Origin of the sequence: Proteinivorax tanatarense (genome assembly GCF_040267685.1) — a bacterium.
GTDB classification, from domain to species: domain Bacteria; phylum Bacillota; class Proteinivoracia; order Proteinivoracales; family Proteinivoracaceae; genus Proteinivorax; species Proteinivorax tanatarense.
On record NZ_CP158367.1, the window covers coordinates 1,459,197 to 1,475,019 of the forward strand.

General features: G+C 34.2%; 15 protein-coding genes. All 15 read left to right on the top strand.

What is annotated here, in order from left to right:
- Positions 1–17: 17 nt before the first annotated feature.
- The 15 genes from PRVXT_RS07310 to PRVXT_RS07380 all read left to right on the top strand — a co-directional run bounded on the left by PRVXT_RS07310 (position 18) and on the right by PRVXT_RS07380 (position 15,798).
- The gene (locus tag PRVXT_RS07310) at positions 18–2,123 is read left to right on the top strand and encodes a polyribonucleotide nucleotidyltransferase (RefSeq protein WP_350345005.1); all 2,106 of its coding nucleotides are present in this window, start codon (positions 18–20) and stop codon (positions 2,121–2,123) included.
- A 91-nt stretch (positions 2,124–2,214) separates the two neighbouring features.
- Entirely contained in the window at positions 2,215–3,237 is a 1,023-nt protein-coding gene (locus PRVXT_RS07315; RefSeq protein WP_350345006.1) for a polysaccharide deacetylase family protein, read from the top strand.
- Positions 3,238–3,304: 67 nt separating this feature from the next.
- The gene (locus tag PRVXT_RS07320; RefSeq protein WP_350345007.1) at positions 3,305–3,487 is read left to right on the top strand and encodes an aspartyl-phosphate phosphatase Spo0E family protein; all 183 of its coding nucleotides are present in this window, start codon (positions 3,305–3,307) and stop codon (positions 3,485–3,487) included.
- Between the two features lie 5 nt (positions 3,488–3,492).
- Positions 3,493–3,738 (top strand): YlmC/YmxH family sporulation protein, encoded by a 246-nt coding sequence (locus PRVXT_RS07325; RefSeq protein ID WP_350345008.1) that lies wholly within the window; start codon positions 3,493–3,495, stop codon positions 3,736–3,738.
- A 62-nt stretch (positions 3,739–3,800) separates the two neighbouring features.
- A complete protein-coding gene (locus PRVXT_RS07330; RefSeq protein ID WP_350345009.1) occupies positions 3,801–4,373 on the top strand; it encodes a hypothetical protein in 573 nt (190 codons plus the stop codon).
- Positions 4,374–5,118: 745 nt separating this feature from the next.
- Positions 5,119–5,979, top strand: a complete 861-nt coding sequence (gene dpsA, locus PRVXT_RS07335; protein ID WP_350345010.1) for a dipicolinate synthase subunit DpsA — start codon at positions 5,119–5,121, stop codon at positions 5,977–5,979.
- On the top strand, positions 5,979–6,557 hold the full coding sequence (locus PRVXT_RS07340) for a dipicolinate synthase subunit B (RefSeq protein WP_350345011.1): 579 nt from the start codon (positions 5,979–5,981) through the stop codon (positions 6,555–6,557). The genes dpsA and PRVXT_RS07340 overlap by 1 nt, the downstream gene beginning before the upstream one ends.
- Entirely contained in the window at positions 6,557–7,771 is a 1,215-nt protein-coding gene (gene dapG / locus PRVXT_RS07345) for an aspartate kinase (protein WP_350345012.1), read from the top strand. The genes PRVXT_RS07340 and dapG overlap by 1 nt, the downstream gene beginning before the upstream one ends.
- A 12-nt stretch (positions 7,772–7,783) precedes the next feature.
- The gene (gene dapA / locus PRVXT_RS07350; protein WP_350345013.1) at positions 7,784–8,653 is read left to right on the top strand and encodes a 4-hydroxy-tetrahydrodipicolinate synthase; all 870 of its coding nucleotides are present in this window, start codon (positions 7,784–7,786) and stop codon (positions 8,651–8,653) included.
- A gap of 287 nt (positions 8,654–8,940) precedes the next feature.
- Positions 8,941–10,587: a ribonuclease J gene (locus PRVXT_RS07355; RefSeq protein WP_350345128.1), complete on the top strand. Its 1,647-nt coding sequence runs from the start codon at positions 8,941–8,943 to the stop codon at positions 10,585–10,587.
- Positions 10,588–10,690: 103 nt separating this feature from the next.
- Positions 10,691–11,437 (top strand): ClpP family protease, encoded by a 747-nt coding sequence (locus PRVXT_RS07360; RefSeq protein ID WP_434064313.1) that lies wholly within the window; start codon positions 10,691–10,693, stop codon positions 11,435–11,437.
- A gap of 11 nt (positions 11,438–11,448) precedes the next feature.
- Entirely contained in the window at positions 11,449–11,667 is a 219-nt protein-coding gene (locus PRVXT_RS07365) for a YlzJ-like family protein (protein WP_350345014.1), read from the top strand.
- Between the two features lie 137 nt (positions 11,668–11,804).
- A complete protein-coding gene (gene uppP, locus PRVXT_RS07370) occupies positions 11,805–12,635 on the top strand; it encodes an undecaprenyl-diphosphatase UppP (RefSeq protein WP_350345015.1) in 831 nt (276 codons plus the stop codon).
- 17 nt (positions 12,636–12,652) lie between these two features.
- Positions 12,653–14,950 (top strand): FtsK/SpoIIIE family DNA translocase, encoded by a 2,298-nt coding sequence (locus PRVXT_RS07375; RefSeq protein WP_350345016.1) that lies wholly within the window; start codon positions 12,653–12,655, stop codon positions 14,948–14,950.
- A 107-nt stretch (positions 14,951–15,057) separates the two neighbouring features.
- A complete protein-coding gene (locus tag PRVXT_RS07380) occupies positions 15,058–15,798 on the top strand; it encodes a GntR family transcriptional regulator (RefSeq protein ID WP_350345017.1) in 741 nt (246 codons plus the stop codon).
- The last annotated feature ends 25 nt before the right edge of the window (positions 15,799–15,823 follow it).

Sequence of the window (15,823 nt, forward strand, 5' to 3'; positions counted from 1 at the left end):
CTGAAAGGAGGAAAATAATGAGCAAAACTTATACTTATAATTTTGCTGGAAGAGATTTGGTCGTTGAAACGCTAAAATACTCTCAGCAAGCGAATGGTTCTGCAATGTTAAAGTATGGTGACACCTCAGTATTAGTCAACGCTACAGCATCAAAAGAAGCCAAAGAAGGAGTTAATTTTTTCCCATTAACAGTTGATTATGAAGAAAGATTGTATGCAGTTGGGAAAATACCAGGTGGCTTTATAAAAAGGGAGGGAAGACCTTCTGAAAAAGCTGTTCTTGCAGCAAGGTTAACGGATAGGCCTTTAAGGCCACTGTTTCCAGACGGGTTTAGAAATGCAGTTCATGTAGTATGCACTGTTATGTCTGTTGATCAGGATAACCTTCCTGAAATTACAGCAATTAATGGGGCTTCAATAGCCCTTTGCATTTCAGATATTCCATTTGATGGACCTGTTGGAGCTGTTTCAGTTGGATTAGTCAATAATGAAATTATAATAAATCCAACCTCCGAACAACGTGATAACACTGACCTAAATTTGACTGTAGCTGGTACAGAAGATGCTATCATGATGGTGGAGGCAGGAGCTAATGAAGTTTCTGAAGATTTAATTTTAGATGCTTTAATGAAAGCTCATGAAGAGATTAAAAAGATTGTAAAATTCCAAAAAGAAATTATCATGGAAATAGGTAAAGAAAAGATGGAAGTTCAGCTACATAGTGTGGATTTAGAAGCTGAACAAAAAGTAAGGTCGTTAGCTTCTAATTCTCTAAAAGAAGCAATTCAGACTTTTGACAAGCAAAAGAGAGAAGAGAATATAGAAAATGTTAAAGATGATGTTTTTAAGCAGTTAGAAGAATTTTATGGTGATGATTTTGCAGAAAAGCAAAGTGATATTAGTGAAGTGATTTCAAATATAGTGAAAGAAGAAGTTAGAAACAGTATCCTTAATGATGGTCTACGACCGGATGGACGCACACCTGATGAAATTAGGCCGGTTACGTGTGAAGTTGACATTTTGCCAAGGACTCATGGATCAGGGTTGTTTAAAAGGGGACAAACTCAAGTTCTTAGTGTTTGTACTTTAGGACCTTTAGGTGATGTCCAAATTTTAGATGGAATTGATTTAGAGGAATCTAAGCGCTATATACACCACTATAACTTTCCACCTTTCAGCGTTGGGGAGCCTGGATTTATGAGGGGGCCAGGAAGGCGGGAGATTGGTCATGGAGCTTTAGCAGAGCGAGCTTTAGAGCCTATGATTCCTTCCGAAGAGGAATTCCCTTATACAATTAGGTTAGTTTCAGAAGTTCTAGAATCAAACGGCTCTTCTTCTATGGGGAGTGTTTGTGCTAGTACGCTATCTTTAATGCAAGCTGGAGTTCCCTTAAAAAAACCGGTATCTGGTATAGCTATGGGTCTTGTCATAGGTAATGATAAATATCAAGTGCTAACTGATATCCAAGGAATGGAAGATTTCTTGGGAGATATGGATTTTAAAGTTGCAGGAACTCAAGATGGTATTACAGCGTTGCAAATGGATATTAAAGTCGCTGGAATAAATAAAGAAATTTTATCAAATGCAATTAAGTTAGGAAAGAAAAACTATCTAAAAATAATGGATAAAATGCTGCAAACGATAGAAAGACCAAATAAATTACTTTCTAAGTATGCACCTAAAATTATTCAATTTAAAATTAATCCTGACAAAATTAGAGACGTAATTGGTCCTGGCGGTAAAATGATTAACCAAATTATCGAACAAACAGGTGTTAAAATCGATATTGAGCCTGATGGTAAAGTATTTATAGCAGCTGTAGATCAGGAATCTGGAGATAAGGCTTTAAAAATAATTGAAGACTTGACTGCAGAAGTTGAGGTCGGGAAAAATTATCAAGCTAAAGTAACTAGAGTGGAGAAATATGGTGCATTTGCTGAGGTGCTTCCTGGCAAAGAGGGACTAATTCATATCTCTCAACTAGATTTAGAAAGAGTTAATAAAACTGAAGATATTGTAAAATTAGGAGACACTATAGAGGTTAAGGTTACCGATATAGATGATAAAGGAAGAGTCAATCTGTCGCGTAAGGCTATTCTTAAAGAAGAACAAAAAAATGAATAGTATAAAAAAGCATCTTATAAATAGATGCTTTTTTTTTTTAGTGAATACCTTACACCTCCTATAAATAATATTATTTATAGGAGGTGAACAAATGAAATATTATATCAAAACTATAAAGTTTAAAACATTAGTAATAATCTTTTTACTTAAATTTCATTTAATAATATTGTTAGCAGGTTTATCTATTTATAATTCTGCAACTACTGTGAGCCAAAACGTATTTTTTGGTGAATTTGATTTGGGTGGGGTAAAAAAGGAAGAAGTTGAAAATTATCTTAATTCAGTAGCTAATAATTACTATATAGAGCCCTCAGAAGCATATATAGATCCTGAAACCCAAAGCTTAATACCACATTTAAACGGTTTTGAGTTAAATGTGGAAAAAACTGCAGAAAAAATTATTAGCTCTTCTAAAGGAGAATCTGTGCAACCAGTGCTAAACACAATTTTTCCTGAAACGAAAGTGAATGATTTTTCTGATATTCCAATTTATCAAGGGCACCCCACTAAAAAAATGGCTTCTTTTGTGATAAATGTTTCTTGGGGAACAGAATATTTATTAGAGATGCTAGATATATTGGAAGATAACGATTGTCAAGCAAACTTTTTTTTAGTTGGTAAGTGGGCTGATGAAAACGAAGACATAGTGAGGAAAATACATAAGGGCGGCCATGTTATTGGCAATCACGGATATTCTGATCCTTATATGAGCAAAATTCCAGAAAGAGAAATTATTGAAGAAATAGAGAAAACAAACACTGCTATAGAAAATGTTATAGATAAAAGGCCAGTTTACTTTAGCCCTCCATACGGAGAAAAAGAAAAGAGAATTTTTAAAACAGCTTCTGATACTGATATGGTAAATGTTTTATGGAGTTTAGATACCATAGACTGGCAACGGCCCGGTTCTGAAAATATGGCAGATAGAATCCTTGATAATATCCATAATGGTGCAATTATTTTAATGCACCCTACAGAACAAACTCCCCAAGCCTTAGAAATGATGATTAAAGGCATTAGGGATAAAGGTTATGAGATTGTTGATATGGAGAAGATGCTTTGTCCTAATTATCATAAAGGCAACTTCGGAGAATTAAAACAAAATTTTAAATAATTAAAGGTATTAATAACATTATTAAAGAAATTATAAACATTAAACAAGTTAAAAAGCAGGTGAAATTATGACCCATTTTGGTAAAGAGAGAGTTGATCTTATTAAGGAGATAGAAGAGTTAAGAAAACTTTTAAATAAAAGTTACAAATCTAATACTAAACTAGATAATCAACACATAATTAAACTTAGTATGGAGATGGATAATAAGATCAACAGACTTATGCAGTTAAAGGGTAAAAAAGGGGGCTAATAATCGTGCGTTTTTCTGATCTGGACAGCAAAGAAATAATAAATTATTCCGATGGAAAAAAACTAGGTGTTGTAGGTAATTGTGACTTAGTTATAGATATTGAATCAGGCAATATAAAGGAGTTGATTATTCCTGATAAAGCTAACGTCTGGAATACGCTTTCAGGTAATACTAAAAATGTAAATATACCGTGGAAATCAATAAAAAAAATTGGGCAAGATACCATAATTGTAAATGTTGATCAAGAATAAAATAATTTTTGCCTTCCTCGGATAAGATAATAACGATATCTAAAAAGAGGAGGTATTTTATTATGACACAAAAAGTTATAGGTGTGTTTAGTTCAAGGCAACAGGCGGAGGAGACTGTTAAAACTTTAAGACAAGATCAATTCGCTGGTGAAATTTCTGTTGTTGCTAAAGATGAGCAAGAAGGTCAACAATATCAGCCCGAAGCTGAAGATAACAATTATAGAGTGGAAAGTAATGAATATAGACAAAAATATAGTGATACTGGCTTTAACACAGAAACTTCAGCAAACAAAGAAAGAGAACTTTCTTTTGAAGACCAGAATTTAACTGATGGTACATTGACAGGAGGAGCTTTAGGTGGACTAGCGGGGCTAGCTGTTGGTGCAGGAGCTCTGATAATTCCGGGATTAGGACCTATTATTGCAGCTGGGCCTATGGCAGGAATATTGACTGGAGCTCTGACAGGTGGAGTAGCAGGAGGATTAGTAGATTATGGGATTCCAGAAGAAAGAAGTAAGCATTACGAGTCTAAAGTACAGCAAGGTCATATATTAGTAATACTTGAATCAGATGATACCGAAGATGCAGCGTCAATAATGCGAGAAAAGGGAGCACAGGACGTAGAAACTCATTAAAAACAAAAGGAGCTACTGGCAAGATACAAGCCAGTAGCTCCTTTGTTGTGTGCCAACATATGTTTTAAATTGGCGGTGAAAGTCCGCTGTGCGCTTGGTAGTGTGGGACCACTAGCAGAAGGCAAGGCCGAATCTGAAGAAAGCCCTAGCAAAAATCCCGGTTTAAGGAATACAAATCACATACACTCAAAACAAGGTCCAAAACTCGAATCCTAGGGAGTAAATGTGGCAGAAATATGGGAGGAAAGATTGTCCATGCAGTTAAGTGTGAGGCTTAAGCAGACAGCAAAAACTTATAGTGCCAAGTGATGTATATGCCTTGAGAATGGTAGAGTTAATGCGTTAACTGGCCACGAAACGTCGTTATTTGCTCTTCTGCTGGACAATCTGTATTTGAAACTAGATTTGATTCTGGGACTGTAAGGATCTTTACGCTCTCTATTTTACATAAGGAGATAGTTAGTCAAATAGTTAGCTATATTCTATACTCATCAAGCATGTAGCTTGGTTATACGTTTTTGTGGCTAATCTAAGCACTTAATTTTTTATTTAAGGTAGAACCAGAAGGAAACCCTAGGCAAAACTCTGGACGAGGGAATTTTGTATAGGGGTTTAAAAACAGATCACTTTGAAATACCTAGATTTTAATAATGATAAGACAATAGCCCGGTTACACTAAATAATTTTATAATTTTTTGTGTCTTTTACTATACAAATATCATATGTTATAACAGAGGTGATTTAAATGAGTGTTATTCATCTTATTGGCGGTGACGATAGGGAACTATATTTATCAGAGAGTCTCAAAAGTAAAGGTTATACTTTAAGACTATGGGGTTTTGAAAATAAGGGGTTTGATAAGTTTAATTTAGAAACGATTAATAAAGCAATTAAACCATCAGACCAAATATTATTTCCAATGTCGGGCACTAATGAACATGGTGTAGTAAAAGGAAAGTACTCAAAAGTTCCAATTGTGATTGATGAGTCATTTTTTTTGCAGCTTCCGAATAATACTACTATCTGTATAGGATGGGCAAGGCAGTGGTTTTTAGATTTAGCTCAAAAATATCGATGCGCTGTAAAGCAAGTAGCTAATGACGATGAGTTAGCAATATTAAACTCCATCCCGTCTGCAGAAGGAGCTATTCAAATGGCTATTGAGAACTCTGAAATCACAATTCATGGCTCTAAAGTATTGGTTATTGGTTTTGGAAGATGTGGAATTACTCTAGCTAGAAAGTTATATGGGCTAGGAGCAAAAATAACTATTGTGACAAGGAATCCTGTAAACTTAGCTCGAGCATTTGAAATGGGTTTTGAAAGTATTCACCCAAATCAAGCTAATTCATACTATAATAACGCAGAGATAATTTTTAATACCGCCCCTACCATGGTTTTAACTAAAAACGAATTGGACTTATTAAAAAAAGTTGAGGTGATTATAGATATTGCTTCATCTCCTGGTGGAGTGGATTTTGCTTACTCAAAAAAAATTGGTGTCAAAGCTTTATTGGCTCCAGGACTACCAGGTGTCATCGCACCCAAAACGGCTGGTAAGATGCTGGGAAAAGTCTTGCCAAAATTTTTAAAGGAGGAGATTTAATGCTAAAAGGCAAAAAAATAGGGGTTGTAATTACTGGCTCTCATTGTACTTTAAAAGATGCAATGGTGCAGTTGAGGTTAATAAAAGAACAGAAAGCTGAGATATTTCCTATAGTTTCACCATCTATAGAATTTGATACAAGATTTGGAAAAGGTAGTCAATGGATAGAAGAGATAAAAGAAATTGCTGGGAAGCCAGTAATTTCTAGGATAGTGGAAGCTGAACCAATTGGCCCTAATAAATTTTTAGATATAATAGTTGTAATTCCGTGTACAGGAAATACTTTGGCAAAACTGGCAAATGCTATAACCGATAATGGTGCTTTGATGGCGATAAAAGCTCATTTAAGAAATAATAAGCCGGTAGTTCTTGCAGTATCCACAAATGATGGATTAAGCCAAAATGCGACAAATTTAGCAAAATTATTTACTCATAAAAATATTTACTTTGTTCCTTTTGGTCAAGACAATCCTGGGGATAAGCCCTTTTCTCTGGTGGCAGATCTAAATAAAGTCCTCCCAACTGTGACCAATGCTTTAAATAGAAAACAACTCCAACCGATCTTAATGGAGCACTGATGTATAAGATACAAAAATTTGGGGGGACGTCTGTTGCAACGGCCATCCAAAGAAAGGATATAGCCCAGCATGTGATTTCCCAAATAAAAGGTCAACAAAACTTAAGGCTAGTAATAGTTGTTTCTGCTATGGGCAGAGCAGGATCGCCATATGCAACTGACACTTTTTTAAGACTATTAGATAACTATCCTAAAACATCCAAATCTAAAGTGGACTTATTACTTTCATGCGGAGAGATAATTTCAGCTGTTCTTTTAGCTGCAGAAATAGAATTACAAAATGTAAAATGTGATATTCTAACAGGTTGGAATATGGGAATTAAAACAGATGATAATTTTACTAGTGCAAACATTGTCAGTGTTGATAATACGAGAATCAAAGAAGCATTTAAAAAAGTACCAATTGTTATTGTTCCAGGTTTTCAAGGCTTAACAAATACTGAACGAATTGCTACATTAGGAAGAGGGGGAAGTGACATAACCGCTGTAGCTTTAGGAAATGCTTTAAAAGCAGAATCTGTTGAAATTTTTACAGATGTTGATGGAGTCATGACTGCAGACCCTAAAATTGTTCCTGAAGCCCTTAAACTAAAAGAAATAACTTATGAGGAAATATACCAAATGGCATATGGTGGTGCTAAGGTAATTCATCCAAGAGCTGTGGAAATGGCAATGAAAAATGGCTTGGATTTGTGGATTAAACCTATGGATTTTTCTGGTACTGGAACTTTTATAAGAAACTCTAATAAAGGTTCGATTAATGATACTGCTGGTGAGGAAAAAGGTCTGATAACAGGGATAGCAGAAATTGGTGAGCTAGTTCAATATTCAATATATTTTGGCAAAGACAATAAAAAATTAGAGTTAGAAATTTTTCAAAAGATAGCTGATAATAATGTAAGTCTTGATTTGATTAATTTAAGTCCAGACAAAAAAATTTTTACCATATTTAATAAAGATTGCGAAGTTGTATCGGAAATATTAAGAGAATATAACCTTGTGTATGAAAAAATAGAAAAGTGCTCAAAAATTACTATAATAGGTACTAAGATGAAAGGCAAACCAGGTGTTATGTCAGAAATTTTATCTTTGCTTTTTAAGTCAGACATTCCTATTTTACAAACAGCAGACTCGCATATAAATATCTCCATACTAACAAAGAGTCAGTATGCAAAAAAAGCTATAAAAGAAATGCATAAAGCTTTAATTAAATAAGGTGGTGGAAAGATGTTTGGGGAAGTTTTGACAGCCATGATTACACCTTTTGATGCAAAGGGGAGGGTTGACCTTCAAAATGCTCAAAAGTTAGCTAAAGATTTACTAAAAAAAGGGAATGACGGAATAGTTCTTGTTGGTACAACTGGTGAATCACCTACTTTATCTTTACAAGAAAAAATAGATTTGGTAGATGCTGTTTGTGACGAAATCAAGGGTAGTGGCAAAGTGCTAGTGGGAACGGGGAGCAACAACACTAAGGATGCAGTAGAGACGGCAAAAATTTTTGAAAATAACACAAATGTTGACGGAGTTATGGTTGTAACGCCATATTATAACAAGCCAACACAGCAAGGTCTTTTAAATCATTATCAGCAAATTGCTAAAAATATTTCATTGCCAATAATGATTTATAATGTGCCTAAAAGAACCGGCACAAATATTATACCTGATACACTATACAAACTTTCTGAACAAGATAATATAGTTGCAATAAAAGAAGCCAGTGGTGATCTTGAACAAATAATGAAGATAAATAATCTTTGTGGTGATACTATAGACATATATAGTGGCGAAGATCACTTAACATTACCAATACTATCTATTGGGGGAAAAGGAGTTGTTTCAGTAGCAGGCCATATAGTATCAAAGTATATAAAAGAAATGATTACAGAATTTAACCTAGGAAATGTAAAAAAAGCACGGGAGATTAACCTCAAGTTGCTACCTGTATATGATGCTCTTTTTATGGAGAGCAACCCTATTCCTGTAAAAAAATCAGTTGAGTTATTAGGATATAGTGTTGGAGATTGTAGGCCACCATTAAGCAAACCTTTAAATAAAACAATAGAAAATTTGAAAAAAATAATGAAAAAATTATAATAATACTAATAAAGTAAAACGCTAAGAATGACATCTTAGCGTTTTTTGCATCTGATTTTTCACCGAAACAAAAGTCCATCGTCAATTTGTATTATTATCTTAAATGTTGTATAATACCAGTAACTGGTTTTGTTCGGGATACTTATAATAATTAAGGAGGTGGCTTTTTTTTGGCCAAAGAAAATAATACAGTAGAAAAAAGACCGAGTAAAAATTCGAGTAAAAAAGGAGTAAACAACACCAATAAACCGCGTCGAAACGGAAAAAATGTAAGTTCTGTAAAGGTAATACCTATGGGTGGAGTTGGTGAAATTGGCAAGAATATGTTCTTAGTGGAGTATAAAGAGGAAATTATTGTGATTGATGGTGGGCTAAAATTTCCTGAAGATGATATGCTAGGAGTAGACCTTGTAATACCTGACTTCTCTTACTTGGAAGAAAACCAAGACAAAGTTAAAGGTATTTTGATAACTCACGGACATGAAGATCATATAGGGGCTTTGCCTTATATTCTAAAAAAAGTAAACAAACCAGTATTTGGAACAAAACTAACTTTAGGCTTACTAGAAGGTAAGCTCAAAGAGCATGGGCTGCTAAGTAAAGTCAAAACTAACATAATCAAACCAGGTAGCAGTCTAAATTTAGGCAAATATTTTAAAGTGGATTTCTTTAAGGTTAATCACAGTATACCCGATGCTGTAGGTATGGGAATTCACACGCCAGCTGGAATAATAGTTCATACAGGAGACTTTAAAATCGATCAAACACCAGTCGACGGTGAAATAACTGACTTTCAAAAAATATCAGAGCTGGGCAAAAAAGGTGTCTTAGCTTTGATGGCAGATAGCACAAATGCAGAACGTCCAGGATTTACCATGTCAGAAAGAGTTGTTGGCTCAACCATAGATGAGATATTTAGGTTAGCCAAAGATCGTATAATAGTAGCAACTTTTGCATCAAATGTTCATAGACTACAACAAGTGTGTGACGCAGCTTATAAATACAACAAAAAGGTATGCATTAACGGAAGAAGTATGGTAAATGTAGTAAATAAATCTATGGAACTTGGATATTTAAATGTACCTAGTGATCTTTTAATTGAAATCAATGATTTAGATAGATATAATTCTGAAGAAATAGTTTTAATAACTACAGGTAGCCAAGGAGAGCCCATGTCAGCTCTGACTAGGATGGCAAACTCTGAACACAGAAAGGTGAGCATTGTTCCAGGTGATACAGTTGTTATCGCTGCTTCACCTATTCCTGGAAATGAAAAATTTGTATCTAAAACTATTGATAATTTGTTTAAGCGCGGTGCAGAGGTAATCTATGAATCAGTATCAGGTATACATGTTTCAGGTCATGCTAGCCAGGAGGAACTAAAACTGGTTATGAATCTTGTAAAACCTAAGTATGTTATACCAGTTCATGGAGAATATAGACATAATGTACATCTAGCAAAAATTGCAGAATCGACGGGAGTGGATTCTAACAATGTTATCATCCCAGAGATAGGAGATGTCATAGAATTTAATAAAAAGTTTGCTAAAATAACTGGCAAAGTAAATTCTGGCAGCATACTAGTCGATGGTTTAGGAGTAGGGGATGTAGGAAACATAGTTCTCAGAGATAGAAGACAACTGTCGCTAGATGGTATATTAATAGTTGTTGTTACCCTTCAACGAGGAACCAATAAAGTTATGGCAGGACCTGACTTGATTACTAGGGGATTTGTGTATGTTAGAGAATCAGAACGTCTTATTAGTGAGGCTAAAGAAACAGTTGAAGGCACTTTAGAAAAATGTAGATCACAGAATAAAAAAGAATGGTCACAAATTAAAAGTGATATAAAAGATGATCTAGGTAGAAAGTTGTATGAAAAAACAAGAAGAAGACCTATGATACTACCAATAATTATGGAAATACCCAAATAGCTATTTATCCCTCCTTTGCGGGGGGATTTTTTTTATTTGAATATAAATTAAGGTATTAACAAAAAATATTCATAGGTTTAATAAAAGTTAAGGAGTGATTGATTTGACAAAATTTCAAAATAACAATCCCCACCCTGCTACACCGGCTCAACCGCAACAGCCTAGCCCACCTCAACAGCCAGCACAAATGAATCAAAAACTAAATAATATTAATCAAGTTGGTCAAATAAATATACCAGACATGGATAAAAGTATTCATGTTATGCCAATAATTGGACAAGTGGAGGGACATCAAGTTTTACCACCACAAAATAAAACAACAAAATATGAACATATAATACCCCAGCTAGTGGCTGTTGAACAAAACCCTAATATAAAAGGGTTGTTGCTTATTTTAAATACTGTAGGGGGAGATGTAGAAGCAGGGTTGGCGATTTCTGAAATGGTAAAAACTATTTCTAAGCCAACAGTTTCCCTAGTTTTAGGGGGAGGTCATAGTATAGGTGTTCCAATAGCGGTATCTACAGACTATTCAATTATTGCTGAGACTGCTACTATGACAATACACCCTGTGAGATTGACAGGTCTGGTGGTCAGTGTGCCTCAAACATACGAGTATCTTGATAAGATGCAAGAAAGAATAATCCGTTTTGTAGCTGAAAACTCTAGAATGACAGAAGGTAGGTTTAAAGAGTTGATGTTTCAAACAGGTGAGTTAGCTAGGGATATAGGGACGGTGTTAGTTGGGCAAGATGCTGTTAAAAATGGTCTTATAGACACTGTAGGTGGGTTAGATACAGGAGTGGACAAATTAAGAGATTTGATGTCTCAGACAGACAACTTACAATAAGAGGTGATTCAGTGAGCTCATTACTTTATACACCAATTCCCGAACAGGCCCTTGAAGATCAATCAGTAGAGCAAAACCAATTCCATGAAATTCATTTGGAGAACAACACAATATTACAAACTGAGAAAGTAGAGGAAGGATATAAAATAGTACGCATTATAAGTACTGATTGTCAAGATTATTTAAACCCTATGTTTCAACCTGGCTCGGTAATAAACTTTAAAAACTAGAGAAATTATTAAAAACCTAACAAATTCTGTTAGGTTTTTATAATAATCACACTAGGTAAAACAACCTATCTTTCTTTATCATGTATTGTATGATATAATTTTTTTGGAATTAGATGTAAAATAATTGGGGGGATTTTATGTCGTTATTACATGCTATTATAGTTGGTTTAGTACAAGGGTTAACTGAATTTATACCCGTTAGCAGTTCAGGCCATTTAGTCTTAACTCAACACCTTCTTGGGATAGAACAGCCAGGTATAACTTTTGAAGTGATTTTACACTTTGGAACTTTGGTATCAGTATTTTGGGTTTTTTGGGATGATATTATTTCTTTAATTAAAGCTGCCTTAACAATCCCAAAAGTGATTTTTGGTAACACAAGCTTTGATACTATGAAATATAAAAATGAAAGATATTTTATATTTTTACTGTTTCTTGCTACTATAGTAACGGGTTTTATAGGATTAGCTTTTGAGGACTTTTTTAAAGAAACTTATTCTAGTATTAAAGTAGTTGGAGTTATGTTGCTTTTAACTGGAGGTATATTATTCCTAGCTAGCTCTGTAAGAATTAAAGATAAAAATATCGAGAAAATGAAAGCTAGAGATAGTATTTTTGTAGGACTTTTTCAAAGCTTGGCAATCTTACCAGGGATTTCTAGATCAGGCTCTACTATAGCAGGTGCTCTTTTAACAGGATTAAATAGAGAAACAGCAATTCGCTTTTCTTTTATATTATCTATACCTGCCATTTTAGGCGCCACACTTTTAGAGCTGTTCGAAGCCTTACAGGTTGGCTTTGATAGTTCCTTAATAATACCTTACATAACAGGGTTTATAGTTGCAGCTATATCAGGTATAATAGCAATTAAATGGTTAGTTTCTGTACTAAACAGAGGAAAGTTGTATTATTTTTCTTTTTATTGTTGGTTTGTTGGTATAACTGTTCTTGTGTTGGCATCATTTTAGTTTAAGGAGAGGGTTACATGTCGCCAAAAAGGAAGAAAAGAAGTAAAAATAAAACTTTATTTGAAAGAGAAATTTATGCAGTAGTATTGGCAACAATTTCTGGATTAGCTCTTGCCAGTTTATTAGTTCCTAATCAAGTTGGCCAAGTAGGCTCATTTATTCATAACACACTTCTTACAGTAGCTGGTAAAACTTCGATATTTATACCACTCTTCTTATTTATTTATAGTATAAGACTTATGTTTAAAGATGATTATTCTTTTACTATTACAGGAAGAATGTTAGGATCTTTAATTATGTTTTTTTGCTTTTTGCTATCGGCTCATTTAATGGCCATAGAGGGCTTTGCAAATTATAGCTTTAAAGCTATGTGGGATATAGGTGTACAGGGAGAAGGTGGGGGAGTTCTAGGTGCAATTTTGGCCACCATTTTTTTACAAGGGTTTGGATATATAGGAACAGTTATTACTGTTATATCATTTATGTTTATAGGTATCGTATTAATACTAGATATTTCTATATCTAATGTTGTTAATCAAGTTTTTTACTACTTTAAAAAATCTTTAATTTATACTGTTGAAAAAATGTCAATTATTTTTAAAAGTCTTAATGAAAAAGTTAAACAAATATCTTTTTCCAATAAAAGCGAAGAAGATTGTGAAATAGAGCCAAAAAACGAGGAAGAAAATAGCCATACTTTTGATAACGATTATACAATAGAAGATTATGAAGATAAGAGTGTTGATCTAGATGAGAGTATATCAAGGGATAACAATATACCCTCAAATGATAAGACAAGTAAAAGTAAAGAAGATGGGTCTGTTATAATCTCTTTTCCTCAACCTGATCAAAAAACAGTAAGTGATTTTTCAAGCTTATCTACAGAAAATCATGATAATCTTCCTAAGGTACCGTATGAATTGCCTAAACTTGAGTTGTTACAAAAAACTATACGTTTAAAAGAAAATGGTAAAAAAGTAGACATTCAACAACAAGGGAAAAAGTTGATCGAAACTTTAAATAGTTTTGGTGTCAAAGCTAAAATTACACATATCCACCGTGGACCTACAATAACTCGTTTTGAACTTCAACCTTCTGTAGGTGTAAAAGTAAGTAAAATTCTTAACCTCAGTGACGATTTAGCGTTGAATCTAGCGTCAGCTGACATTCGAATAGAAGCTCCTATACCAGGCAAATCAGCTATCGGTATTGAAGTTCCAAATGCAACAAAAACCACTGTTTATTTGCGAGAAGTATTAGAAAGCGAACAATTTACCAACAGCTCTTCAAAGCTTGCAATTGGGCTGGGAAAAGATATTTCAGGGCAACCAATTATTGCAGACTTTAAACAGATGCCCCATTTGCTGGTTGCCGGTGCTACAGGTGCGGGGAAAAGCGTTTGTATAAACTCTCTTATAGCAAGTATTTTATTTAAGGCAAAGCCTGACGAGGTAAAGTTTTTAATGATTGACCCTAAAGTTGTTGAATTAAATGTATATAATGGAATTCCTCATCTTCTGTCTCCTGTAGTGACCGATCCTAAAAATGCCTCCTATGCATTGAAAAAAATGGTCAAAGAAATGGAAGACAGATATGCTAAATTTGCTGCTCTCAATGTTAAGGATATAGCTAAGTTTAATTTACATCATGAAACTGAAGAAAAATTGCCATATGTTTTTGTGATAATTGATGAGTTGGCAGACCTTATGATGGTAGCTTCTAACGAAGTTGAAGATTGCATATGCAGATTAGCACAAAAGGCTAGAGCTGCAGGAATCCATTTAGTTGTAGCAACACAACGCCCATCAGTAGATGTAATAACAGGGATTATTAAGGCAAACATAACCTCAAGGATTGCTTTTGCAGTCTCTTCTGGAGCAGATTCAAGGACAATCTTAGATACAGGAGGGGCAGAAAAACTTCTTGGGAAAGGGGATATGCTTTTTTATCCAGTGGGGGCCTCTCAGCCTATAAGAGCTCAAAGTTCGTTTATCGATGATGATGAGGTAGAAAAGATTGTCGACTTTGTAAAGAAGAGTGAACAGCCCAATTATGATGAAAAATTTGAAGTTTCAAATGATGAAGTTCAAAAAAGCGAAGACCTAGATGACTTATTTTCTGAGGCAGCACATCTAGTTGTTGAAAATCAACAGGCTTCTATTTCATTGTTACAGCGACGCTTTAGAATTGGATATACCAGAGCAGCTAGAATTATAGATGATTTGGAAAAAATGGGCGTTGTAGGGGGATTTGAAGGAAGTAAGGCAAGAGAAGTTTTAGTTAGTAAAAATAATTTGGAAAAAATGTTGCAGTAAAGAAGGATATAATAGATCAATGTCGAATAATAGTTTTGAAGATGATAGACGTTAGACATCTAACATTTAAATTTTTGTATTATAGTTATCATGAGGGGAGGGGAAAAATGGTAGCTGTTAAACCTGATTCTAGACCACTTTATTTATTGGTAAAAGATCGTCTTTTGGAAATGATAAAAAAGGGGACTTATAAAGTAGATAGCAAACTACCTTCTGAATTTGAACTTTCAAAACTTTTTGGGGTTAGCAGACCAACTCTTAGAGAAGCTTTAAGAGTGTTGGAAGAAGAAGGGATTTTAATAAGGAAGCATGGAATCGGAACATTTGTAAACTCTAATAAGTCCACTATAAGAAGTGGTATAGAGAAACTAAACTCGGTAACTTATGACATAGAATCCTTAAACTATACAGCAGGAACAAAGTTAATTGATTTTACAGTGAACAATAACCCCAGTGAAAAAATTAAAAGCAAGTTAAACTTAAACTCTCAAGAGCAAATTGTACAAATTGAGCGAGTTAGAACCGCTGATGGGGAACCGGTTGTGTATTGTGTAGATAGTTTGAAATTTCACAGCCAGTTTGATATAAAGGATTTTAAAGGAATAGATGATTCACTTTTGGACTTACTTTATAAGAAGTATTCTCTAGAAATAAGCTATGCAGTAACAGATATTATACCTGTAATAAGTGATGAGTTATTAAGCAAGCATTTGGGAAAAATAAAAAAAGACCCAGTTTTATTGTTGGAACAGGTCCATTTTACAAAACAAAATGTTCCCATTTTGTATTCTGAAAACTACTTTAAAAGTGATCGTTTTAAATTTCAAGTAGTTCGTAAAAGAGTTTAAACCTTAAGGTGAGCTATACACCTTA